Here is a 24,677-nt window from a genome sequence, read left to right on the forward strand (position 1 = left end):
CCCTGTTCAGGTTCACTCCGACAGCACGAAGGGTGCAGTGTACTTGTCGACATTGTCCTTGGTGATGAGTAGGCAATCGAACAGCTGCTTCTCGGTCGCCGCGCCAGTGGCGCCCGTCTTGATGAACGAGTCCGCCTGTTGCACGGCCTTGGCCGAGAAGATGGCAACCGGCTGCAGCACAGTGTACTGCAGTTCGCCGGACTTGATCGCCGCAACCGCATCCGGGGAGCCGTCGAAGCCGCCGACCTTGATACCAGCCAGCTTGCCGGCTTCCTTCAGCGCCGCAACCGCGCCAAGAGCCATTTCGTCATTGCCGCTGATCACGGCGATGATATCGGGATTGGCCTGCAGCATGCTCTGCATCTTGTCGTGGCCCTGGGTACGATCCCAGTTGGCGACCTGCGAAGCGGCCTTTTCGAGATCTGGATACTGGCTCAGCACAGTCGCGTAGCCGTTCGAGCGCGTCGCGGCGTTGTTGTCCGACGGGGCGCCGAGCAGTTCGACATATTTGCCCTTTTCGCCGACTGCCTGCACCCACTGCTGGGCACCGAGAGCTGCACCCTGCGCGTTGTTGGAGACGAGCTGCCCCTTGGCGAGGCCTTCCTGGTTGATCTCGGCATTGACGAGGAAAACCGGGATGTTGGCGGCAATCGCCTTCTTCACCGCGCCGACAGAGCCGTCAGCGTTGGCCGGGTCGAGAATGATGGCCACCGACTTGTTGGTGATGGCGGTGTCGATCAGGTTGCTTTCCGTGTTGGTGTCGCCCTTGTGGGCCCCGACATTGGCCGTGTAGCCGAGCTTCTCGGCCTCGGCCTTGGCGACGTTGCCCTCGGTGAGCCAGTAGGGGTTGGCCGGATCGTTGACGATGATCGAGATCAGGCCCGCGGCAGAAGCGGCGGCCGTGAACCCGACGACCATCGCGGCCGCAAGCAGACTTTTCAGCATGGTTTTCATGTACATTCCTCCAATGATTACGCGGTGTTGCTGCCAGTCACCTGGCAGTCTTCCCTTGGGCAGGATTGGCCGCTTCGGCCTTCCCCCGTTTCTGAGAAGTCGGTTGGCCACCTGTCGCGCTTGGGAGCTTGCTGCGGCGGCGATACTGAACGGCATTGAGCAGCACGGCGAGCACGATGACCGCGCCCGTGAACACTGTCTGCCAGTAGGATGAGATGCCGATGATCACCAGACCGTCGGACAGGAAGCCGATGACGAAGGCCCCGAGCAGGGTTCCGCGGATGTTGCCGCGCCCGCCGGTCAGTGCCGCGCCGCCGATGACGACGGCCGCGATGGCCGTCAGTTCGTAGGTGGTGCCTGCGGTCGGTCCTGCCGATGTCAGCTGCGAGGACAGGATCAGGCCGGCAATGGCGGCGCAGATGCCTGACAGCACATAGACGGAAATCTGCACCGTCTTGACCGGAACGCCGGACAGTTCGGCCGCGCGTTCATTGCCGCCCGAGGCATAGAGCCAGCGCCCGAAGGCGGTGCGGTTCAAGACGATGCTGCCGATGAGCGCGATGACTGCGAGAACCACCACGCCGGTCGGCACGCCGAACAGGCGGTTGAAGCCAAGCGCATCGAAGCCGGTGTTTCCCAGCTCCGGTTTGCCACCGAGATTATTGTAGGTCAGGCCACTGGTCATCAGCAGCGCCAGGCCGCGCGCCATGTACATGACGCCCAGCGTCGCGACGAAGGCCGGAACCTTGAAGCGCGCGATGAGCACGCCGTTGATCAGCCCGACGACGGCGCCCAGCATGCAGGCAAGCACGGCGACCACCCAGACCGGCGGATAGAGAACGACGCCCAGCCAGGTCAGCGTCACGCCCTGCATCAGGAAACCGGCAACGACGCCGGCAAGCCCGAGCGTCGATCCCACCGACAGGTCGATGCCGCCATTGAGGATGACGAGCAGCATGCCGACTGCGAGAATTCCGAAGATGGCGACATGCGAGGCCATGGTCAGGAAATTCGCCACCGAGAGGTAGTAGGGCGACAGGAACGAGAAGACGACGATGATCACGATCAGGGCAAAGAAAGCGCGTCCCTCGAGCAGCAGCTTGGCGAGATCAAAGCCTTCGCCGCCCGCGCTTGGACTGGATTGTTTTCTGGCCTGGCTGACATCGGTCATGGTCTGGGCTCCGAAATTCCTGGTGATCAGGCGACCACGGCTTCGCCGGAGGCGGCCATGATCTGCTCTTTGGTGGCGTTGGCGCCGAACTGCGCTGAAATCCTGCCCCGGCGCATGACGACGATGCGGTGCGCGATGCTGAGGCACTCGTTGACCTCCGAGGTCGAGAAGATCACCGCAAGGCCCTGCGCGGCGCGTTCGCTGAGCAATCGGAAGACCTCGGCCTTGGCGCCGACATCGATCCCGCGGCTCGGCTCGTCGAGAAGGATGACCTTGGGGTTGGTCGTCAGCATCTTGCCGATGACGACCTTCTGCTGATTGCCGCCCGACAGCGATCCGATCATGGCGTTGCCGCCGGCGGTCTTGATGGTCACCTTGCGGATCGAATCCTCGACCAGCCCACGCTCCCTGGTGCGGGACAGAAACAGCCCCTTTGCGAACGCTTCGATGCTGGCAAGCGAGAGATTGCGGCCGACGGTCATGGTCTGCACCAGCCCGTCACGCTGGCGGTCCTCGGGGACCAACACCAGACCCTTGGCGATGCGCTGGGCAATGCTCAGTCCCGAGACGTCCTCGCCTTCCAGAAGCGCGCGGCCGCCCGCCATCGGCACCCGTCCGGCGACCGCTTCCAGCAATTCCGTGCGCCCGGCGCCCATCAGCCCATAGATGCAGACGATCTCGCCCGCCTTGACGTCCAGCGACAGATGATCGACGACGGAATAACCGGAGCCCGAAGTGTCGACGACGCTGACATCCTCGATCGACAGGGCGACGTCGCCGAACGCATGACCGGTCGGTGGCGAACCGAGATCGAAGTTCTCGCCGACCATGTTGCGCACGATCCACTCGAGGTCGATATCCCTGGCTTCGGCCGTCGCCGTGATCGCGCCGTCGCGCAGGACGACGGCGTAGTCGGTGATCTGCAGGGCTTCTTCGAGGTGATGTGAAATGTAGACGATGGAGACGCCGCGGCTGGTCAAATCGCGGATCACCTTGAACAGCACCTCCACCTCGGTCGCGCTGAGCGCCGAGGTCGGTTCGTCCATGATCAGGATACGTGAATCCACCGACAGCGCCCGCGCGATCTCGACTATCTGCTGCTGCCCGAGGCGCAGATCCTCGACCAGGGTCATTGGATCGATGTCCTCTTCGAGGTCAGCCATCAGCGCGCGCGCCTGGCGCGATTCCTCGGCGAAATCGAGGCCGGTCCTGGTGCGCAGTTCGCGGCCCATGAAGATGTTGTCGCGTACGCTGAGGTTCGGCGCCAGGCTGAGTTCCTGGTGGATGATCGAGATGCCGCGATCGCGCGCGTCCGAGGACGACGAAAAACTGACGAGATTGCCGTCGAGCACGATGTCGCCCGACGTCGGCGTGACGACGCCGGACAGGATCTTCATCAGCGTCGACTTGCCGGCGCCATTTTCTCCGAACAGCGTCGTGACCTTGCCGCGATGGATGTCGAAATTGACGCCCCTGAGGGCATGGACGCCGCCATACGACATGACGATGTTGCGCGCCGAAAGCACGGCGTCGCCATTCGCAGCCGGTTTCATTTGACGTCCAGCCTCACGGGAGTGACCAGCCAGCTCTTCGGATTGACCAGCTTGAACGCGCCGACAACCGAAACGGTCTTGCCGGCCAAGGTGCTCGTGTCGACCTTTGCCAGGACTTCCTTCTTCATCTCGTTGTTCAGCGCCGAGCCGGCGTCCTGGTATTCTATCTGGTTGGTGAATTGGCCGAATGTGATCTTGCCGGTGGCGTCGCGCAGTTCGGTGCCGTTGATCGCCGGTCCCGTCTGCACGCGGATCATCAACGTGTCGGGCAAACCGTCGACTGCGACCTTGTAGATGCCCGATTTTCCTTCGCCGACAACGCCGGTGAACTTGACCGAAATGACTGGCCCGACACCTGCGGGCACGCCGTATTCCTTCTCGGCCGTCGCCCTGTCCTTGGCGATCGCCGTCGCCACTGTCACGGCGTCGGCGGCACGGGTCTCGACATCGGCCTGCACCTTGGGAAATTCCGACTTGCCGTAATCCGCGGCGGAGAAGACGGCGGCGCTGCGGACGTCACCGGCGGAGCCGATCCTGACCACCTTGGTGTCGAGCGCCATGGCGCCAAGCAGGACAACGACCGCGACGCCAGCCAGTATCCGACGCAAGCTGGCCGAGGCCTGCCGGGTCGATGCGGTGGCAGCCTTGGCACTCATGACGCAACCACCTGCAAGGCAGATCTGCCGTTGTCACGCATTTGACGATCCTCCGTTCACATGGCGCTTTGCACCATTGGATTGGTTCTTTTCGACAAGAGCGCGTGCAGTGCTTTCATCGGTGATCAGGCCGCTCAGATAACGGCTCTCGAGCACCGCTTTGATCGCGCGCACTTTCACCTTGCCACCGGCGACGGCGACAATCCTGCGGCCTTTCAACTGATCCCGCGGAAGCGCCAGAATTCTCTCCGACAGCGCCGTTTCCACCGGGCGTCCCTTGTCATCGAAGAAGTGGGCGAGCAGCTCGCCAACGCCACCGTCGCGTTTGACCTCATCGATTTCGGAATGTTCGATCATGCCGGTAGCGACCAGCGAGGCTTCCCGCATGGCGGTTCCTATGCCGACGAACATCAGGTCGGATCGGCTTGCGAGAGCGAAGACATCGCTAATGCCGCGCTGGCCAAGCAGCACCTCACGGTCCTCGGCAGTGTTGGCGACGAAAGGCACCGGCATCACATAGGCCTGCGCGCCTGTCCGCTCGGCCAGGCGATGCATGACATCGTGCGGGTTGGCCGCGAATTTGCGCGTCACGCCGCCAAGCAGCGAGACGAAACGGATATGGGCGGCGGCGGTGCGCGTCAGATACTCGACGCTTGCCGCGAGGGTACGACCATGGCCGACGCCGATCAGCATGTCCTCGCCGCGATCGATCTCGCGCTTCAGAAACTGCGCGCCGGCGATGCCAAGCGCCTTCAGCGGCAGATCGTCCTGATCGAGATCAGGAACGACCTCGCAGTAATCGAGCCCATAAGCATCGATCAGCTGCTGCTCGAGGTCGATGCATTCGCCGACGTCGCCGTCGATAATCACTCTGACCAGGCCATCCTGAGTGGCCCGGGTGATGAGCCGATGCGCCTTGAGGCTGGTCAAGCCGAGCCGTTTGGCCACCTGGGCCTGTGTGAGACCGCCGGCATAGTGAAGCCAGGCCGCGCGGGTGGCGAGGCTGGATTCATGGTCGCGGTTAGCGGTTCCGCCGGATTTCAAGCCATCTCCTCCCCAGGATGATATTATTATCTTTGTGTGCAAAAATTTTCACATCCCTGCATCGCTGTCAATCCCTCGCCGGATTTGGCCTACGGGGAATTCTGTGTGGCCCTATTAGGAGGTCTGCATATTGGGTGATCATAATGATGTGTTATTTTAACGTCAATCGATGTTATATCGCTTCAATGCCATCGAGACAGCAACCGGTATTTGCTGCCGATCTTCAAACTAAATGTCTGTTTTCAATCATTTATGCCCGGCGGCACATAAATCCCAATCAGGCTGTGTTGCGGTGTGTTGCACATGCGACGGAGCCATGGGCAAACCGATAGGATTGCCTTGAGAAAAGCCATCGGCATTGCCCGATGACGCGATCAGGCCAGCCGCATCAGGTTGCGGCCCTTGAGCTCCACAACGGCGGCTTCGACTTCCCGCGCAATGCGCCCAGCACTCCAGCCCAACGCCCTTCCGGCGATCGACGCGATCTCCTGCAGGTCCCGGCCTGTCAGGGAACCTGATATCGCCAGGGTGCTGCGACGCATGACGATATCAGTCAGATGTTCCACGAACTCGCTGCGGACGATGTAGTCGATTTCCGATTTTCTGTAGCCTTCGGAATCCGGCAGATCGCCCTTATCGTCCAGTTCGTGCCCGGCAATCTCCAGGGCTCTGGTTCCGTAGCGCGACAGCAATTCATCGAGACGCCGTTCCGCGATGCCCGTTTCCGACCATGCCCGGGCCAGCCAGTCTGCGCGTGCCGCCGCATCGGCTGGAAAATCCCTGCCGCCGCCAATTGGCATGGCTTGCGTTGAGACCTCGCGCTTGCGCTGCAGGCGACCGAGCACGGTGCCGGCGACTTCCTCTGCAAAGCCACGGAACGTTGTCCATTTGCCGCCGACCAGCGAGATAACCGCGAAAGGTCTGTTCTGGTCCGGCTCGGCGATCGGTGACGAGTGATCGCGGCTGATCAGCCCGGGCACCGATGCATCCGAGGAAGGCAGCGGCCTGATGCCGCTATAGACGTAGACGATCTGCTCGCGCTCGAATGCCATGCCCGGCAGCAGCGTTCGCACGCTGTCGAGCAGGTACTCGACTTCGTCAGGCTCGCAGCGCACCTCGTCGGGATTGTCGGCCTTGATGTCGGTTGAGCCGACCAGCGCCAAGCCGAGATAGTCGTAGACGAGGCAGATACGGCCGTCGTCGGCCTCGAAATAAAGCATGCGCCCGGCAAGGCTTTTGACCAGTTCGTCGTGCCTCAGCAGGATGTGAGAGCCCTTGGTGCCGCCGATCATCTTCGAGGGCGCGCCAAGCAGATCGTTGACACGATCGATCCATGGACCGGCGGCATTGACCACCAGCTTCGGCCGCACCGAAAAGGCGGCGCCGTTTTCCGGCTGGAATGTCAGTACGCCATTGGACGAGGCCACCAGCGCCGTGTAATTCGCGCTGGCCGAGGCCGCGTTCGCCTGCAGCCCATCGAGGATCAGTTCGAGCACCAGCCTTTCGGGGTGGCTTATCTTGGCGTCGTAGTAGGTGCCGGTGGCGACGATCGAAGGGTTGAGCGCCGGCATCCCGCTGAGCGCCTGGCGCCGCCCGACCATGCGGTGGCGCGGCATGACCCGGTTTCGCGAGCCATAGAAATCATAGATCATCAGGCCGATCTTGATCAGGATGGCGCCGCGGCTGCGCGGTGCGCTGGTCGAGCCGAACAGCGTTCGCAGCGCCGCCAGCATGCCCTTGCTCCAGGAGAAGATCGGGATGACGGTCGGCAGCGGACTGACATAATGCGGCGCGTTCTTCAAAAGCAGATTGCGTTCGAGCGTCGACTGCGCCACCAGACCGAACTCGCCGGTTTCGAGATATTTCAAACCGCCATGAATGAGCCGCGACGGCGCGGCACTGGTGCCCGCGCCGAAGTCGCTCTTGTCCACGATCAGGCAGCTGACGCCTTGTGCGCACAGATCGCGAAACAGGCCCGCCCCGTTGATGCCGGCGCCGAGAATGACGACGTCGACCTCGCCTGTCCCGGCCATGGCAGCCAAACGCCCTGCGGGGTTTCCCGTACGTGCTGCTTCCGTTGGGTTCATGGCGCTTTCGTCTTGACGATGCGCAGCTTGACGCCGGCCCGTTCGAGGGCTTGCGCCCGCGCATCGCCCAAGCCTTCGGTCGCCAGCACGACGTCGAAGCTGGTCAGGTCGTCGAAGACGTGCAGCGCGATCCTGTCGAACTTTGCGTGATCGACCAGAAGGATGCGCTTGACCGATGCGGCCATCATCGCCTGCTTGACCCGCACGACATTGGGATCCTGGATGAAGGCGGTGGTTCCGGTGATGGCCGAAGCCGAACAGATCAGCACATTGGCGCGCAATTGCGCCACGGCGTTCTCGCAGACGATGCCGATATAGGCATTGTAGGTGACGTGGTACTGGCCGCCGAGACAGATGAAGTCGATGTCGTCGACATTGGTCAGCAGCGACGCCGTCGCCACCGAATTGGTGATGACGGTCAGCGGCTTGACGTCGAGCAGCAGCGTGGCGACGGCGTTTGCCGTCGAGGAATCGTCCAGCATCACCACCTGGCCGGCTTCGACATAATCCAGTGCCGCCCGCGCCAGCGCATCCTTTTCAGCCCGATTGACCGTCACCCGATAGCGGAAGGCGCTTTCGTAGAGGCCGGACGGCTGAACCGTCACCGCACCATGCAGCTTGCGCAATACGCCCTGCTGGGCCAGCCGGTCGATGTGCCGGTGGATGGTCATGCGCGATACGCCGAAATGCTCGACCAGATCGTCGATGCGCACCTGGCCGAGCTTGATCACATAGTCGGCGATCTCTTCGCGTCGTTCGTCGGCCTTGATCATGCGGTTCCCCCAGTGTCTGGCCGCGCCAGCTTCTCGATCTCGGGCCAATGCGGTTCGAGCGCACCGGCTATGCGGCCATAGAGGGAAAAGCGCTCGTTGAACACAGCACTTGAGGCCGGCACTGGCTCGTATTGGCGCGCCGTCATGCCGGCCTGCGTGGCACCTTGTTGCGGCGTCGCGAATATGCCGACCGCGGCACCCGCGCAAAGGGCAGCGCCAAAGGCCGCGGCCTCGTCGGTCGAGGTGATGGTGACCGGGGCGTTCAGCACATCGGCAAACATCTGGACAAAAGCCGGATTGCGCGAACCGCCGCCGGTCAGGCGGATCTCGCTGATAGGAAAGCCCTCGCGCAAGGCTTCGACATGGGTGCGATGATTGAAAGCAATGCCCTCCAGAACCGCCTTGAGCATATCGCCGCGATCGTGCCAGCCGTGCAGGCCGACAAAGCTGCCGCTGGCGAAATCGCCAAACGGGGAGCCGAACAGATAGGGGTGAAACAGGATGGTCGACCGCTTCTTCAGCGCCACGTCGATCTCTGCTGCAAGCAACTCATGGATCGAGCCACCATCGACCGATGCCTTTTCCTGCTCCGAGCGGCAAAACGTATCGAGAAACCAGTCATAGTTTGCGGTCGAGGCCGGCGAGATCGCCATATTGTTCCAGCGGCCTGCGTCGATGGCGTTGCGGCAGAACCAGCGCGGGTCGACGCGCGGTTCCGAAGAGACGACTTCGTTGATGGAATAGGTCCCGGCGACGATGGCGAGCATGCCCTCCTCATGGCCGCCCATGCCAAGGGCCGAGGCGGTCACGTCATGCAGTCCGCACGCGACGGGTGTCCCCTTGCGAAGGCCAGTCACTTCGGCGGCCTCAGCAGTGACGTGGCCGACTATGTCAGCCGAATGCGCCATCGGCGGCAGCGCGTCGAAAAGACCATCCAGTCCGAAGATGCGCATCGCTTCCGGCGCGAAGGCTTGCGTGCGGACATCCGTGAATGAGGTGCTGGCCTCGGTACGGTCGGTGCCGATCGTGCCCGACAGGCAAAAGCGCAGCCAGTCCTTGCAGGCCAGTATATGCCAGATGCGCCCGTAGCGGTCTGGCTCGTTCTTCCTGATCCAGGCTAGCAGCGCCGATGGAGCCGAGACGTGCGGCGCCTGGCCGGTGCGCGCCAACGCATCTTCGAAGACCCCGTCCGCCGACCATTGTTCTACAATCTCGCCGGCGCGGCTGTCGAGCGACAGGATTCCAGGCCCCAGCGGCCGACGATCCTGGTCGAGCAGGTAGAGACCGTCGCCATGCGCGGTCGCCGCCACCGCCCTGATATCGTCTGCCGGGCGGCCACAGAGGGCGATCGCCTCCTTGATTGCGTCGGCGGTGGCCTGCCAGAGGCCGGCCATGTCGCGCTCCACCCAGCGCGCATGGGGCATCGATTGCGGCACCCGCCGACGCGCCACGGACAACTGAGTGCCATCGGTATCGAAGATCACCGCCTTGGTAACCGTGAGACCGTTATCGATTCCGAGCAAACTGGGCACGGTCACCGCCTCTTTCAGCGACTGGCAATGCGCACTGCAAGCTTATCCTGCAGGCTGGGGCAAGGGTGACAGACATAGCGGCGATCGACGAGCAACGGTGATACAAAAGCGATGGCATCCAACGGATTAATCGAACCATATATCGATGTTAATTTAACGTCAATCTATGAGACAACCCTTTTGACGCGCGCGTCAAAATGGACATCAATGGTTATAGAATTCTGATTTAATTCGATTTTTTGTCGATAAAAATATCCCACCAGGATCGTTCAATCGGCCGCCGATCGCCATCGATTAATCCGCAAAGCCGGAGCATGGCAACTGCCTCAGGTTGCGGTATCAAGGTCTGTTAAGAGCTCACAATCTGCCGAGACAGCAACAGAGTGAAAAACGTCGCGACAGCAGGCACCTTCCCCATCCGAGAAAGGTCCAAATTACATCAGAGGGGACCATCCGCAATGAGTGTCAAACCGCATCGGTGTGGTTGTCTGGATCGGATGCACCTGCTCCCATTTGGCAAAGAACCCCGCGACCGTTTCCGGTCGCGGGGCGTTGGGAGCGTTCTCGGGAAGAGCTGGTGGTCAAATGTTGGCGAGCAACTCGTTGACGCGGCTTTCCATGTCGGCAAGGGCGGCGTCGACGTCTTTCTGGCCAGTGATTGCAGCGCTCATCTCTTCGCCGACAATGTCCTGGATCGCAAACTGACGCTGCACGGCTGACGGCAGCGGCCTGCCGAGATCGGCGACAGCGGCGATCGTGTTGCGATGCGGCAGCGCCTTGAAGGCATCCGAGGTGATGATGGCCTTGTATGCCGGCAGGTGGCCGGTGCGCGACCATTCGAAGTCGTTGTCGGCGAAGAACTTCAGGAACTTGCCGATGGCCGCGGTCTGTTCAGGCGTGCGGTCCTTCTGCGAGACTGCCCAGGTGTGGCCATCGGCATATTGCGCATGGGCACCGCCAAAAAGCTGCGGATATGGGTACACAGCGTAGCCGCCTTTGTTGAGCGCCGTGCCCTTGGTTTGGGACTGGGCATTGTTGTCGCCGACGACCCATGTGCCGTTGAGCTGAACGCCACCGTCACCGGCAAGAAAAGCGTTGATCGCGCCGCCGTAGTCGAGATCCTTGGTGGTGTAGCCCTTGTCGAAGATCGCCTTGTACATCTCGACGACCTTCTTGGCTTCCGGTGTATTCAGCTTCACATGCTTCGGATCGGCAAAGAAGTCGGAATCCTGTTGAAAGAGATAGGTGTAGAGATTGCGCGTGTAGAGTGCCGTCTCATTAGCCAGGTTCTGAACGAAGTAGGGCTTGCCGGTCTTCTGCTTGAACTGTTCGGCCTGGGCGAGCAATTCCTCGGGCGACTTCGGAAGCATCGGCGTGCCGTCGGCATTGACGAGCCCGGCCTGTTTGAAGAGATCCATGTTGATGTGATAGAGCATCGTCCAGCTGTCGATCGGCAGGCCGTAGATCTTGCCGTCTTTGGTGGCACCGTTGCGCGCTGCGTCCGTGAAGGCTTCAGGTGTGACGCCGACGGACTTCAAGAGATCGTCGAGCGGCATCAACAGCCCCTTGGACTGGTAGTCCGACAGCGCGGATTCATGGATGGTGACGATGTCCGGGGCATCGCCCGAAGCGAATTGCGCGGTCAACTGGTCATAGCCCGGCCATTCCACGGTGCTGACGCTGACATGCACATCGGGGTTGTCGGCGTTGAACTTGTTGATCAGCGAGGTGATGATGCCGCATTCACCAACAGCCTTGGTGACATCGGTGTTGGTGCCGAAATCGGCATCGCAGGCACCGAAAAAGCGCTGTACCGTCAGCTCCGTTGCCGCAAAGCCTGGGCTTGCGAGCATCATTACCCCCGCGGAGACCGCGGCAAACAGTATTTTCTTCATTCTCATGTCAGTTCCTCCTACTGAGTTTCCGCCACTCCACACTGGATTGGCGTCATGCTTTCCATCGCTGCGGCGCACTCCCCCGCCCTGCAATTCTCATTATCGGACCGCGGCGCCGGAGACGGCGGTGACGATGTATTTCTGGAAAAAGAGGTAGACGATCAGGATCGGCGCGCCGGCGAACACAGCTTGCGCCATCAGGAAGCCGATGCCTTCGGACTGGGCGAAATTCGTCTGTGTCGAAGCCATGCCGACGGTCAGCGTGTACATGTCCTTCCTGGTTGCCGAGATCAGCGGCCACAAATAGTCGTTCCAGGCGCCAAGGAAGGTGAAGATGCCGAGCGTTGCCTGCGCAGGCACGGTGAGCGGCAGCAGCACCTTCCAGAAGGTCCGGAACCGGCTGGCATTGTCCAGCATGGCGGCTTCGTCCAGCTCCTTCGGGATGGCCTTGAAATATTGGGTCATCAGGAAGACGCCGAACGAAGCCGACAGGCCGGGGAGAATGAGCCCGTGATAGGTGTTGTGGAACTTCAATATGCTGAAGATCTGGTGGCGGGCGACGAGCACGGCCTGTTCCGGCACCGCCAGACCGAAGAGAACGATCACGAACAGGATGTTTTTGCCGGGGAAGTTCAGACGTGCAAACCCGTAGCCGGCGAGCGACGACAGGACCAGCGTACCGAGTGTCAGCCCGCCCGAGACGATGATGCTGTTGAGCACCCAGAGAAATACCGATGAGGTGCCGATGGTGTTGAAGTAGTTCCTGAGCGTGTAGGGTAGGCGAAAAACCGAATTCGGATCGGCCATCAACTCGGCATTGTCCTTGAGCGACAGGCCGATGACCCACAGAACCGGCGCGATCATGGCTATCGAAAGCAGGATGACGAGGGCCAGCAACACGCGGTCGCCAAACGCACGTCCCTTGATGGAAATGGCTGGCGCGCTCATGTCTGATCCGCCTTGTTGCGTGTTACGAGGTATTGGGCCATGGCCGCGATCAGGATCAGAATGAACAGGACCTCCGATGCCGCGGCACCCATGCCCAGATCCCAACGACGGAACGCGGTGTCATAGATGTAGAGCACGATCGGCTTGGTGAGGTTGTTAGGGCCGCCGCGCGTCATCAGCCAAGCCTGGCCGAACAGCTGAAATTGCAGCACGATCTGGATAATGATCACCAGGATGAAAGTGCGTTTGATAGACGGCAGCGTGATCGAGCGCAGCGTCTGCCAGCGATTGGCATTGTCCAGGGCTGCCGCCTCGTAAACATCCTGCGGGATCTGCTGCAGGGCCGAGAGAAACAGCATCATCGGCAAGCCGATGCACCACCAGACGGTGGCAATGGCGATACCGATCATCGCGAGGCTGGGGTCGGAAATGAAAGCCGGGGCGGTTGCGCCGAACCATCCGTAGATCGTCGACAGAAGGCCGACATTCGGAATGAACACGATGCGCCAGATCAGCGTGACGATTGTGACCGACAGCACCGAGGAAGAGAAGAACAAGGTCCGCAGCACTGCGGCAGTGCGCGTGCGGCGGTTGAGGCAAAGCGCGAGGAAAAGGCCGATCAGCGCCAGCGTCGGCACTGTCAGAAGGACGAAGTAGAAGGTGTTCCAGACCGATTGCAGGAAGACCTTGTCGTGAAACAGCCTGACATAATTGCCGAGACCGACAAAATCTCCGGACGAGAACGTGTCGGCCTTGTGGAAGCTCAGCCACATCCCCCAGAGGAGCGGAAAGATGAGCAGCGTCGTGAAGAAGAACAGGAACGGCGCGACGAAAACGAAGTTTCGCCATTGCGGCGCATAGATGTCGACGCTTGGAGCCCTGACGCTCACGGTTGCCATCGCGGTCCGCGGCATCGTCAGCCGGTCGGCCATATCAAGCCTCCCTCGCGTGCCAGGCGCGGCCGGCCGCGCTGAACAGATGCGACTTCTGGCCGTCGAAGGCGAGCCCTACCTTGTGGCCGACCGCGACCCGGCTGTTGCCGACATCCGAGCCGACGATCTGCTGGCCATCGCCGAGACGAATGTAGATCAAGGTGCGCTCGCCAAGCCGCTCGAGCACATCGACCACGCCATCGGCATTGCCCTGCCCGGGAGGAACGATGCGGACATCTTCCGAACGGATGCCGAAGCTGTACTTGTCATCGGCCAACAGGTCGGAAGAAATCGCGGTCCGAACCGATATACCGTCCGAAAACCTGGCCGTGGCGTTGCCACTCGATCTGTCGAGTGTCGCATCGATAAAGTTCATCGCCGGGGCACCGACGAAGCCGGCGACGAATTTGGTCGCGGGGCGCTCGTAGATTTCCATGGGAGAGCCGATCTGCTCGATCCTGCGGTTGTTCATGACGACGATGCGGTCGGCGAGCGTCATGGCTTCGACCTGATCATGGGTGACGAAGATCATCGTCGATTGCAGGCGCTGGTGAAGCTGGGCAAGTTCGAGGCGGGTGCGGGTTCGCAGCGCCGCATCCAGATTTGAGAGCGGCTCGTCGAACAGGAAGGCCTTCGGCTCTTTCACGATCGCACGGCCGATGGCAACGCGCTGGCGCTGGCCGCCCGAGAGCTGGCCCGGTTTGCGCTCGAGCAAATGCGGCATTTCGAGGATGCGGGCGGCTTCGTTGATCCGCGCGTCAATGACCTCGCGCGACATGCCGATATTCTCAAGCCCGAAGGCCATGTTGTCGCGTACCGTCATATGCGGATAGAGCGCATAGGACTGGAACACCATGGCAATGCCGCGCTTGCCCGGCGGCAGATGATCGATACGTTCCCTGTTGATGGCGATCTCGCCGCTATCAACAGTTTCGAGGCCTGCGATCATGCGCAAAAGCGTCGATTTCCCGCATCCGGATGGACCGAGAAACACGATGAATTCGCGTGCCTTGATGGAGAGCGACAGATCCTCCAGCACCGACATGGCACCGAAGTGCTTGTTCACATTCCTGATTTCGATATCGGCCGTCACGTCGACGCTCCTCCTCAGCGCATGCACTTTCCGACAACAGACCCGAGGTCAGAGCTTCAGGCGTATCATCTGGTAGGAATAGGCCGGCAGCGACAGGCTCAATCTGCCGTCAGTCATCGAGGCGCCCACTCCCTTCCTAGGGCCGACATTGCCGGGATTCTCGGCTGAATTGACGGCTTTGAGATCGGCGTGCGTCATCATTTGGTGATCAACGATATCAGCCGCGCCGAAACCAGTGATGTCGATCACGGTTTCGATCGCCTCGCTCGAATGGCGGTTGACGGCGAAGAAGGTGACATGGCCGGTTTTGGTGTCGTGCACGCCGGCCACATCGACATAGGAGACGTCGCCCGCGACGGCGGATTTGTAGGTCGGGCTGTCCACCTTCAGATCCAGCGCATTGCCGCGGCCGTAGATCGAGGCATAGAGATAGGGATAGAATATCGTCTGGGGCCATGCCGGGCCGTTGGGAACGGTCATGATCGGCGCGATGACGTTCACCAGTTGCGCCAGGCAGGCGATCTTGACCACATCGGAACGACGGATGAAGGTGTTGAGGATCAAGCCGACCTGCAGCACGTCCTCGAAATTGTAGATGTCCTCGAGCAGCGGCGGCGCAAAGGGCCAGCCGTCATTGCCGCCAAGAATCTTCTTGTCCTGCTCCTTGGAATGGTACCAGACGTTCCATTCGTCGAACGAGATGTAGACCTGCTTGCTGGAGCGCTTCTTGGCCTTGATATAGTCGATGACGCCGGCGACCGAGACGATGTAGTCGTCAAGCTTCTCGCTCATTGCGAGATAGTTCGGCGCGTCATTGGCTTGGTTGTCGAAGTACATATGCAGCGAGATGTAGTCGATCTCGTTGTAGGTGTGGTCGAGCACGGTCGCTTCCCATTCGGGATAGGTCGGCATCTTGGCATTAGAAGAGCCGCAGACCACCAGTTCGAGCGACTTGGAGAAGGCGCGCATCGCCTTGGCGGTCTCATGGGCCAAGCGGCCATATTCGTCGGCGGTCTTGTGGCCGATCTGCCAAGGGCCGTCCATCTCGTTGCCGAGGCACCACAGCTTGACGTCGAAAGGCTCCTGGCGGCCGTTGGCGATGCGCTTGTCGCTCCACTCACTTCCGCCTGGATGATTGGTGTATTCGAGGAAGTTGCGGGCTTCGTCGAGGCCACGTGAACCGAGATTTACGGCAAGCATCATCTCGGTGTTGGCGGATGCGCACCAGTCGGCAAATTCATGCAGGCCGACTTCGTTGCTTTCCGACGTGTGCCAGGCGAGGTCGAGGCGCACCGGGCGCTCTTCCTTGGGGCCGACGCCGTCTTCCCAATTGTAGGCTGAAACGAAATTGCCGCCGGGATAGCGGACGATCGGAACGTTTAGTTCCCTGACCAGATCGATAACGTCTTGACGCATGCCGTTGGCATCCGCCGTCGGGTGGCCCGGCTCATAGATGCCTGTGTAAACTGCCCGCCCCAGATGCTCGATAAAGGATCCATACAGCCGCGGATCGATTTCCGAGACAACATAGTGCGGATGCGCCGTTACGGCTGCCTTCATGCATTCCTCCCACGATATCACAAATGGTGATTTAAATCACCTTATTCGATATCAAAGGGAAGCAGCGCTCGTTCGTCAAGTCAAAAACATCAAAATGTCTGACAAAAGAACGGCGGCTGCGGTCGTGAATTGAGGTAAGATACTGAAATTGCTTCGCTATCTTTAAAACCCGATTTGATGATATCAACTGGTTTTGATCCTGAGCAGGATGTCCTGATCGTAATTTCCAAATCCCTTGCCGAAAATATTGATCCCGCCGGGACGCTCGGCGTCGTCCTTGACGCCGATACGGATGCGGATTGAATGATGGCTCTTGAGGTCGAGGACAGCGAGGCTGGTTTCGGAAATTCTGACACCGTCGACATAGGTGCCATCAGCGGAAATTCGCCAGTTCTTCAGCTTGCCATATTGTGAGCCCTTGAGCTTCCACCAGGAGGGCGTGAAGACGCCGCGCTTGTCGCCGAAATCGCCAGGTGAGGTCCACGTTCCGACATCGATGCCATTGATCGTCAGCGTGATGTCGGAGGGCCAGTCGGCGCTGGTGCCAGGCACTTCCGAGGACAGTTCCACCACCACTTCCAGCTCCGTAATCTCGGCATTGGCAAGCTTGGCATTGTTGGGGAACTGGTATTCGACAAAGCCGCGCGTGAACCACAGCAACCCGGCTTTCATGCGGTCCGGATCGAGAAAAGTGTTGGGCACGTCGAGCAGACCGATGATCCCATCCGGCGAACAGAGGCCGCAGGGCGCCGTGACCTCGAACCCGGTGTAAAGCCCAATCGGCATCGACACTTCGATCGCGTCGTTCTTGACCGAACGATACTCGCTCTTGAAGACCACGAGCACTTCCTCGGCGGTCGGATAGCAGATTTTCTGGCTGCCCTTCTTCGCCTTCTGGTTCTCCGTACGGATCAGGCCAGCATCCTCGAGCACCTGGATATTGGTCGAGACCGTCGATTGCGGCAGCGACAGCACGGCGGCGATGTCATTGATATTCATCGGCCCCTTCTCATGCAGCAATTTCAGCATGGAGATGCGTGCCAAGGAGGCCAGCCCCCTGAGGACGGCAATGCCCTCCTCGGGTTCGATCACAAGAAAATTGCGACTCATGAATTTGCCAACCCTGTGCGAAATCTATATCCGAAATCACCTTGTATATCGGGATGTTTGATTTAATCAATGCGCTGCCGGCTCCATGTCATTTCGGGCCGTAGACCCGCGGGGCGGAGCGATAGCCGTGTCGAGGCGAGCAAGACCGATGTGTCACAGCGAGGCGCGACGCGGCGGACGTGCTTGAGCTTGGAGAAGAAGCGCTGGAGGCGTTTGCGTTCGTGGCAGTCCACTTCGGGGGATTTGAGCGGAATGTTCGGAGTGTCCACGCCCTAAATATCGATGCGCTGCTCGCTGTCGGGGTCGAACAGATTGACGCTCGCCGGATCGACGGCGAGGAATATTGGCTCTTTTCGCCGGCCTGCAAACCTCGGTGGCAAGCGTGCGATGATCGACTGCTCGCCAACCTGCACCGTCACCATGGTTTCAGGCCCGGTAGGTTCCACCACATCAATGACCCCTGTGACCGAAGCTTCATCGCGCGCAACCGCCTTTAGTTCTTCAGGCCTTACGCCCAGGATCACCGGGCGGTCGAAATCGACCTGTCGCTTGCCGGCCGGCATTGCGACCGACACGCCGTTCGCTGCGAAACGCACGCCGCTCGGGCTCGAGGCCAGTCGTCCAGGAAGGAAATTCATTGCCGGCGATCCGATGAAACTTGCGACGAATATGTTGGCGGGCCTTTCATAGATGGTGCGAGGATCGGCCAGTTGCTGGATATGGCCTCCCTTCATCACCGCCACTTTGGTGCCCAACGTCATTGCCTCGATCTGATCGTGCGTCACATAGACGATGCTCGTGCCGAGACGCTCGTGCAGGCGCTTGATCTCCGTGCGCATTTCTACACGAAGCTTGGCGTCGAGATTGGACAGCGGCTCGTCGAACAGGAACAGCTCGGGGTCGCGCACGATCGCCCGCCCCATTGCAACGCGCTGCCGCTGTCCTCCCGAAAGGTTGGCGGGGCGCCGGTCGAGCAGGTGCGAAATCTGCAGCAGTCGTGCCGCGTCGTCGACGGCACGCTTACGCTGGTCTGCGTCCACGCCCCGCATTTCCAGTCCGAAGCCGATATTTCTCTCTACCGACATTGTCGGGTAAAGCGCATAGGACTGGAACACCATCGCGATATTGCGGTCCTTGGGTGCAAGGTCGACGACTGAGCGTCCGCCGATCAGGATGTCGCCGCCGGACGTGTCGTCGAGGCCGGCAATCATGTTGAGCAAGGTCGACTTGCCACATCCGGACGGCCCGAGCAGAACCAGAAAGCCTCCGTCCTCAAGCTCGATGTCGACCCCGTGAAGGACCTGCACGGAGCCATAGGACTTGCGCACGTCCTTGATGGAAAGTGTCGCCATGCGAATACTCCTAACCCTTGATTGCGCCCGCAGTGAGCCCCTGAACCATGGTTCGCTGGACAATGGCGAAGAGAACGACGACAGGCAGGATGCTGAGAATGCCGCCCGCCGCCAGGACGCCCCATGGAAGCTGGAACTCGCCGACCATCAGTTGCAGGCCCACGGGCCAGGTACGGGACCCCTGCCCCGTCGTCAGCATCAGGGCGAACAGGAACTCGTTCCACGCGGCGATGGCAATGAACACCGAACTTGCGACCAGGCCGTTGCGGGCGAGCGGCATGACGATACGGACCATGGCACCAAGCCTGGTCGAACCATCGATGCGTGCCGCGCTCTCGAGTTCCCTGGGTGCGGAATCGAAGAAACCTTTGAGCATCCACACGAACAGCGGCAGCAGGAAACTCGTATAGGCAAGCGCAAGGCCGAAACGGCTGTCTACAAGACCAACGCCGCGCATGACGACATAGAGGGGAATGATCATCATGACTGCAGGAAACATGCGAACGACAAGATAGCCGAGCATGAGCTGAGTTCGGCCCCGAAACGCGAAGCGGGAAAATGCATAGGCCGCAAGCGTACCCGTGGCGACGCAGATCGTCACCGTGAGGAAAGTGACGGTGATGCTATTGCCTATCAGGCGCGGGAAACCGGACTGCGTCCAGATGGCCACATAATTGTCGAAGGTAACGCGCCTCGGTATGTACTGCATCGTCTGGGTGACAATGTCGGCCTCATATTTGAGCGATGTCAGCAACATCCAGATCATCGGACCGATGCAGAACATCGACAGGCCCGCGAGGACGAAGTAGGTAGCAATGTTCGCAACTGTGCGCCGGCGGCGCTTGCTTTCAATCATCGCCCTCTCCCTTGGTAATCCTGGACAGGCGGATGTATGCCGCCGCGAAGATCATCAGGATCACAAACATCACCACCGACAGCGCCGACGCGTAGCCGAAATTGAATTCCTTGTAGGCTGTCTGGAAGGCATATAACGACAGGACCTGCGTGGCATCTCCCGGTCCGCCACCGGTGAGAATGAGGAGCAGATCGGGCGAATTGACCAGACCAATGACGCGCAGGATGACTGCCGCCGCGATGACGGTCTTGAGCATGGGCAAGGTGATCAGCCTGAGCTGCGCCGAGACGCCGGCGCCGTCCACTGCCGCTGCCCTGTAGAGATCTTCGGGAATACTCTTCAGGCCCGCTAGCAGCAGCAAGGCGAAGAATGGAAAACCATGCCAGGCCTCGACGAGGACGGTCGCCGCCAGGGCGGTATTGGGATCCGCGAACCAGGCCTTGTAGGTCTCCAGCACGCCCACGCGGACAAGAAGGTCGTTGATGACGCCAAGCCGCGGATCGAGCAGCAAGGCCCACATATGGCCCGCAACGACGTTGGGGAGGAAATAGGGAAGCAGGATAAGCACGGCGAAGATCTTCGTGCCCGGCAAATCCCTGTTGAGGGCTGTCGCGGCGAGAAGGCCAAGCGCCAGTTCCAGCACGATGGCGGCAGTGACCCACACAACTGTATTCTTCAGTGCGATCCAGAAGACCGGGTCGGACCACATTCCCGCATAGTGTTTGAAGCCGACCCAGCCATCCAGCCCGGGACGCGTCAGACGCATGTCGCGAAAACTGATGGCCATGCCGTAAAGCGTCGGATAGGCGATCACCAGAAGGATCATGACGAGGCTGGGGAGGAGCAGTAAGTACATCCAATATCGGGTCTCGGACAGTTCGCCGAGGGCCCGCAAAGGCAGATATCTGCTTGAGCTTGACGTCATGTATCTCCGGAGCGAAAGCACCGTCCCGTTGCGTTCAAAGCACGGCTACACGTCGGAGCAGCCGTGCCGGGATGTCAGCGAAGGGCCGCTTCGAGGCCTTGGATCATCCGGTCCACAGCCTGTTCCGGCGTCGATTGACCCGTGAGCACCGATTGGAAAGCGGGATTGACGACATTCTCGGACCAACCCGCCGCGCCAACGAAATTGTTCGGCAGGCGTCCGAATTTCAGCGTTTCGACAGCCGCGTTATAGATTGGATTGCCTGTGATCCGCTGATCCTGCAGGGCAGCGGCGGAGGCCGGGAAATAGCCCGTGCCCTCGAGCAAGGTCAGCGCAGCATCGGTCTGGCCCCAGAAACTCACCCACTGCCAGGCGGCCTCGATATTGTCTTCCTTCATGATACCGTTGCCGGCGTAGGCGACGCGGGCGACATGCGCCTTCGGACCGGCCGGCATCGGTGCGGTCGAGAACTGGTTGCCCTGCTTCATCGCAGCCGAGATTTCGTTCAGCGAACCGGTATGGTGCCACACCATCGCGGTCTGCCCGGTGCGGAAGCCCTCCATGATCTGGCGGTAGCTGTCATTGGGCGCGCTCGGCGGCACAACCTTTTCCTTCAGGAAGAGATCTGAATAAAACGTTATCGCCTCGACCGCCGCCGCCCTGTCGATGGCTGGCTGTCCATCCTTGACGATCGGCGAGCCAAACGCCTCCATGACATCGATGACGTATTTGAAACCGCCGGCGCCGGCGCGCATGCCGAATGCATACCTGCCCTTCGACGGATCGGTGAGCTTGCGGCAGGCACCCAGGAATTCGTCGAATTTCGTGGGTGGCCCGGCCAATCCGGCTTCCTCGAAATAGTCGGCGCGGTAGTACATCCAATCGACGAAGGCAAAGGCGGGAACCGCATAGATAGCGCCGTTGCTGGAAAGCCCGGTCCAGCGATTTTCGGGAAAATTGGCCTTGCCCTGCCATCCGTTCACCCGCTCGGTAAGGTCAATCAACCCCTCCATCGCGGTAAGATCGGCGAAGCGCTCGGCAATCACCATGGCGGTATCCGGACGCCCACCGGTCAGCACGGCCGAAGAGACCTTCGCCATGTATTCCGAGTTCGGGATGTTCTCCTGGGTCACCGCCACACCCGCATTCGCCGCCTGAAACGATCCGATAATCTTCATCAGGCTGGTCATTTCCGACTGACTGGTGAAATGGTGCCAGTAACTGATGGCATTCGCGGCACGGGCACCGCCGACGCGCCCTGCCATCGCAAGAGCCGCCGAACCCATGAGAAACTGCCTCTTGTTCAACTGCATGCGACCTCCTCCCAGATATCAGATCAGCAATCTGATCGATCAGTTGCAGTTTTTGGGTAGCATCCTTTCCCACGCCGTGCAACCGCGCCGGCGCGCAAACTGGGAAAACGACTGATCGCTACCGGCCTATCAGACGAGACCTAGATTCCGTTGCATCGCAGCCTGGAAATGGGACTGCAGCTTTGCTTCGGCGGCATCCGCATTCCTGGTGCTGCAAGCCTCGAGGATGTCGAGGTGCTCCTTGATCGTCCGGACCATGATAGGCGCGGTGATCTTGCGGTCGAGCCGCAGCAGGCGCAGATAATTGTGCATGCGCCGGTAGGCGCTGTCGATCAGAGGATTGTGCAATGACGCAATGATTGCGCCGTGAAACTCTCCCTCCAGCGCGTCCATTGCCTCCAGTTGTTCCTTTCCGAGGCCATCCCGCTCCACGCTTCTAAGCATACGGGAATGCCGGATTTCCAAGGCATTCATGACGGTTTCGTCGCCTTGTTCGGCAAAGACGCGGATCGCCGAGCGCTCAATGATGGCGCGGAATTGGTAGGTGGCACGCGTTAGCTCCATGCCGGGCCTGATGAACTGGATGCCGGAGCGCGGGTGGATTATCAGAATCCCTTCCGCCTCCAGAACGCGCAGAGCGTCCCGAAGCGGGGCAACCGGCACGTCGACGATCGCGGACAACTCGTTTTGAGAAACGAAGGCCCCTGCAGGAACGCGCCTGTCGAACAGGCCCTCCAGAATACGCTGATAGGCAATATCGCTCATACGGACGGCTGCCCCCAGGCCGGTAGAGACGGTTTTTGCTTTGCCCACCACTTGCGGCACCCCCATTGGTCCGATACTAAAGACGCAATCTGATAGATCAGTTTATCATTGTAAACGATCAGAAAGCCCTTGTGATGAGCCTTTCGCATTTTCGTATAACCCGATTTCAGTTCGCCCGCGACCGGGTAATCGGGGACAGTCAAGTTCGGGTGGACGACGTCAACGTCGCCACTTTGGAACTCGTTTCGGAAAGCGGCGAGGTGGGGCTGGGGTTCATCCAGACGCTCTTCAATCCTCTACCCGATCAGACGGAGATCGAGACTGTTTTCGAACACGAGGTTTGGCCGACACTCAAGGGGCACAAGGCGATAGCGCTGGTTCACCGTGTGAACCGCCCGCGCGGCGGCAACCAGCGGACCTATTCGCTGCCCTTTCACGAGGCGGTTCAGGTGGCGCTTTGGGATCTTGCGGGGAAGGAAGCCGGCCTGCCTCTTCACGTCTTGCTTGGCAGTCGCCGCAACCGCGTGAAAGCCTACGCCAGCGGCCTCGATTTTCACCTCGACGATGAGGCGTTCGTCTCGTTGTTCTCTCACGCGGCATCGCTTGGCTACTCCGCTTTCAAGATCAAAGTCGGCCATCCGGATTTCGACCGCGATCTGCGGCGCCTGGAGCTGTTGAAGACCTGCGTTCCGGCAGGCTCAAAAGTCATGATCGATCCGAACGAGGCGTGGACATCGAAGGAAGCGCTCGTGAAATTGGTCGCGATCCGCGATGCCGGTCACGATCTTCTCTGGGTCGAGGATCCAATCCTGCGTCACGACCACGAAGGATTGAGAACGCTCAGGCATGCCGTGACATGGACCCAGGTCAACAGCGGCGAATATCTGGATCTTCAAGGCAAGCGGCTTCTTCTGGAAGCCCATGCAGCCGACATACTGAATGTCCACGGCCAGGTGACCGACGTCATGCGCATCGGGTGGCTAGCCGCCGAACTCGGAATCCCGGTCAGCATCGGCAACACCTTCCTGGAGGTTGGCGTGCATATGGCGGTCGCACTTCCCGAGGTCGAATGGCTGGAATATTCGTTCCAGAATTTCGATCATCTGGTGGAGCAGCCCATCGAAATCCGAGACGGCTACGTCTATGCGCCCGATCGACCCGGCCATGGACTGGTGCTTTCCGAAAAAGCACGCGGCGAATGGAGGAGACCGAGGCGACTGGCCCGGTCGGAACTGGGCACAGCGCCCGAAAATCCACGCTTTGTCCCGTGAAGCAGAAGAGAAGCTGAAGCCCAGACTGGGCGGCGGTCGTCGGCTTATCGACTGCCCAAGGTCAAATCGATCTCGGTAATGTGCCAGCGGCCGAGATTGGCGGTGTAGAGTTTGTTACCCTTGAAGGCGATATTGGTGGGATGCGCCAGCGTGGTTGCCGCCGGATCCTCGATCAGCACTTCGAGCCCCCGATCGTTGGACCAGCAATAGATCCGGCTGGGCTCGTAACACGAGATGAACAGCGATCCGTCCGGAGCGAAGGCTAGGCCATCCGGGACGTTATGCACGCCCTCGATGACGACCTGCTTCGGCCCAGCCTCACCGTCGGCAAGGATCGGCACATGGCTGACACACGAGGCATTGCTTTCAACCACATAAATCCCGCTCCCCTCCGGCGCCATGGCCATGCCATTGGCGAAGGACATCGCCTCCTGGCACCACAGACGGCCTTCGCCCGTTTCGAGATCGTAGCGGAAGATGCCGGAACGATTGTCCTCGCCGACGCTGTCCGACACATAGAGCCAGCCCCTCGCCTCGTCGACGATGGGATAATTCGGCACGCGGATGCCGGACGACGCGAAGCGCTCCATGCGCGCTGTCGCGGCATCCCAACGAAAGATCGCCGCGTGCTTCAGGTCACAGGCGAAGCAGTTCCCCATGCTGTCGAAAGCAATGCCAAGAAGGAAACCGTCCGTGCCGCCCATGCGCTCAACCGAGCCGCCGTCGGCGGCAAGCCGCAGGAGGTCGCCGGTTTCGGTGCCGCACCAGATCGACCCGTCACGGTGGACGGCCACGCCCTCCGGGTGCGCGACGCGAGGGCTGGTGAAGATGCCATCGAAGAAGACGCGCGCGGCGGACATATCGAGCAATGGTTTTGCCATCGAGCG

The 24,677-nt window shown here is 60.5% G+C and carries 21 protein-coding genes; 1 reads left to right on the top strand and 20 read right to left on the bottom strand.

Annotated elements, in window-relative coordinates; genetic code table 11:
• Nucleotides 1–12: 12 nt before the first annotated feature.
• The 19 genes from NKJ90_RS18020 to NKJ90_RS18110 all read right to left on the bottom strand — a co-directional run bounded on the left by NKJ90_RS18020 (nucleotide 13) and on the right by NKJ90_RS18110 (nucleotide 22,519).
• Nucleotides 13–954 carry a D-ribose ABC transporter substrate-binding protein gene (locus NKJ90_RS18020; RefSeq protein ID WP_013533072.1) on the bottom strand — a complete coding sequence of 314 codons (942 nt, stop codon included), beginning with the start codon at nucleotides 952–954 and terminating at the stop codon, nucleotides 13–15.
• A 37-nt stretch (nucleotides 955–991) separates the two neighbouring features.
• Nucleotides 992–2,125, bottom strand: coding sequence for an ABC transporter permease (locus NKJ90_RS18025; RefSeq protein WP_023756739.1), 1,134 nt, complete (start codon nucleotides 2,123–2,125; stop codon nucleotides 992–994).
• Between the two features lie 26 nt (nucleotides 2,126–2,151).
• Nucleotides 2,152–3,678 carry a sugar ABC transporter ATP-binding protein gene (locus NKJ90_RS18030; protein WP_023756740.1) on the bottom strand — a complete coding sequence of 509 codons (1,527 nt, stop codon included), beginning with the start codon at nucleotides 3,676–3,678 and terminating at the stop codon, nucleotides 2,152–2,154.
• Entirely contained in the window at nucleotides 3,675–4,334 is a 660-nt protein-coding gene (locus tag NKJ90_RS18035) for a DUF2291 family protein (protein ID WP_023756741.1), read from the bottom strand. Before NKJ90_RS18035 ends, NKJ90_RS18030 begins: the two co-directional genes overlap by 4 nt.
• 33 nt (nucleotides 4,335–4,367) lie before the next feature.
• Nucleotides 4,368–5,378, bottom strand: coding sequence for a sugar-binding transcriptional regulator (locus tag NKJ90_RS18040; protein ID WP_023756742.1), 1,011 nt, complete (start codon nucleotides 5,376–5,378; stop codon nucleotides 4,368–4,370).
• Between the two features lie 374 nt (nucleotides 5,379–5,752).
• The gene (locus NKJ90_RS18045) at nucleotides 5,753–7,411 is read right to left on the bottom strand and encodes a glycerol-3-phosphate dehydrogenase/oxidase (RefSeq protein ID WP_245266393.1); all 1,659 of its coding nucleotides are present in this window, start codon (nucleotides 7,409–7,411) and stop codon (nucleotides 5,753–5,755) included.
• A 50-nt stretch (nucleotides 7,412–7,461) separates the two neighbouring features.
• Complete coding sequence (locus tag NKJ90_RS18050; RefSeq protein ID WP_031259448.1) at nucleotides 7,462–8,238, bottom strand: DeoR/GlpR family DNA-binding transcription regulator; 777 nt, start codon at nucleotides 8,236–8,238, stop codon at nucleotides 7,462–7,464.
• On the bottom strand, nucleotides 8,235–9,770 hold the full coding sequence (locus tag NKJ90_RS18055) for an FGGY-family carbohydrate kinase (protein ID WP_023756745.1): 1,536 nt from the start codon (nucleotides 9,768–9,770) through the stop codon (nucleotides 8,235–8,237). Before NKJ90_RS18055 ends, NKJ90_RS18050 begins: the two co-directional genes overlap by 4 nt.
• Nucleotides 9,771–10,351: 581 nt before the next feature.
• Nucleotides 10,352–11,665: an ABC transporter substrate-binding protein gene (locus tag NKJ90_RS18060; protein ID WP_023756746.1), complete on the bottom strand. Its 1,314-nt coding sequence runs from the start codon at nucleotides 11,663–11,665 to the stop codon at nucleotides 10,352–10,354.
• 99 nt (nucleotides 11,666–11,764) lie between these two features.
• Nucleotides 11,765–12,613, bottom strand: coding sequence for a carbohydrate ABC transporter permease (locus tag NKJ90_RS18065; RefSeq protein ID WP_023756747.1), 849 nt, complete (start codon nucleotides 12,611–12,613; stop codon nucleotides 11,765–11,767).
• Nucleotides 12,610–13,512 carry a carbohydrate ABC transporter permease gene (locus NKJ90_RS18070; protein WP_245266395.1) on the bottom strand — a complete coding sequence of 301 codons (903 nt, stop codon included), beginning with the start codon at nucleotides 13,510–13,512 and terminating at the stop codon, nucleotides 12,610–12,612. Before NKJ90_RS18070 ends, NKJ90_RS18065 begins: the two co-directional genes overlap by 4 nt.
• A 34-nt stretch (nucleotides 13,513–13,546) precedes the next feature.
• Nucleotides 13,547–14,638: an ABC transporter ATP-binding protein gene (locus NKJ90_RS18075; RefSeq protein WP_023756749.1), complete on the bottom strand. Its 1,092-nt coding sequence runs from the start codon at nucleotides 14,636–14,638 to the stop codon at nucleotides 13,547–13,549.
• Between the two features lie 48 nt (nucleotides 14,639–14,686).
• Nucleotides 14,687–16,198: an arabinosylfuranosidase ArfA gene (arfA, locus tag NKJ90_RS18080; RefSeq protein WP_352486434.1), complete on the bottom strand. Its 1,512-nt coding sequence runs from the start codon at nucleotides 16,196–16,198 to the stop codon at nucleotides 14,687–14,689.
• Nucleotides 16,199–16,381: 183 nt separating this feature from the next.
• Nucleotides 16,382–17,308, bottom strand: coding sequence for an ArsR/SmtB family transcription factor (locus NKJ90_RS18085; RefSeq protein ID WP_023756751.1), 927 nt, complete (start codon nucleotides 17,306–17,308; stop codon nucleotides 16,382–16,384).
• A gap of 272 nt (nucleotides 17,309–17,580) precedes the next feature.
• The gene (locus tag NKJ90_RS18090) at nucleotides 17,581–18,660 is read right to left on the bottom strand and encodes an ABC transporter ATP-binding protein (protein ID WP_023756752.1); all 1,080 of its coding nucleotides are present in this window, start codon (nucleotides 18,658–18,660) and stop codon (nucleotides 17,581–17,583) included.
• 10 nt (nucleotides 18,661–18,670) lie between these two features.
• Nucleotides 18,671–19,516: a carbohydrate ABC transporter permease gene (locus tag NKJ90_RS18095; protein WP_023756753.1), complete on the bottom strand. Its 846-nt coding sequence runs from the start codon at nucleotides 19,514–19,516 to the stop codon at nucleotides 18,671–18,673.
• Nucleotides 19,509–20,372 carry a carbohydrate ABC transporter permease gene (locus NKJ90_RS18100; protein ID WP_245266357.1) on the bottom strand — a complete coding sequence of 288 codons (864 nt, stop codon included), beginning with the start codon at nucleotides 20,370–20,372 and terminating at the stop codon, nucleotides 19,509–19,511. The genes NKJ90_RS18095 and NKJ90_RS18100 overlap by 8 nt, the downstream gene beginning before the upstream one ends.
• A 143-nt stretch (nucleotides 20,373–20,515) precedes the next feature.
• On the bottom strand, nucleotides 20,516–21,754 hold the full coding sequence (locus NKJ90_RS18105; RefSeq protein ID WP_023756755.1) for an ABC transporter substrate-binding protein: 1,239 nt from the start codon (nucleotides 21,752–21,754) through the stop codon (nucleotides 20,516–20,518).
• A gap of 129 nt (nucleotides 21,755–21,883) precedes the next feature.
• Nucleotides 21,884–22,519 (bottom strand): GntR family transcriptional regulator, encoded by a 636-nt coding sequence (locus tag NKJ90_RS18110; protein ID WP_156938465.1) that lies wholly within the window; start codon nucleotides 22,517–22,519, stop codon nucleotides 21,884–21,886.
• Between the two features lie 134 nt (nucleotides 22,520–22,653).
• Between NKJ90_RS18110 and NKJ90_RS18115 the strand changes: the two genes are divergently transcribed.
• On the top strand, nucleotides 22,654–23,790 hold the full coding sequence (locus NKJ90_RS18115; RefSeq protein ID WP_023756757.1) for a mandelate racemase/muconate lactonizing enzyme family protein: 1,137 nt from the start codon (nucleotides 22,654–22,656) through the stop codon (nucleotides 23,788–23,790).
• Between the two features lie 44 nt (nucleotides 23,791–23,834).
• Here NKJ90_RS18115 and NKJ90_RS18120 read toward each other — a convergent pair whose 3' ends face one another.
• On the bottom strand, nucleotides 23,835–24,671 hold the full coding sequence (locus tag NKJ90_RS18120; protein ID WP_023756758.1) for an SMP-30/gluconolactonase/LRE family protein: 837 nt from the start codon (nucleotides 24,669–24,671) through the stop codon (nucleotides 23,835–23,837).
• Nucleotides 24,672–24,677 lie beyond the last annotated feature (6 nt).

This window comes from Mesorhizobium sp. M0051, from assembly GCF_040323235.1.
In the GTDB taxonomy this organism is placed as follows: domain Bacteria; phylum Pseudomonadota; class Alphaproteobacteria; order Rhizobiales; family Rhizobiaceae; genus Mesorhizobium.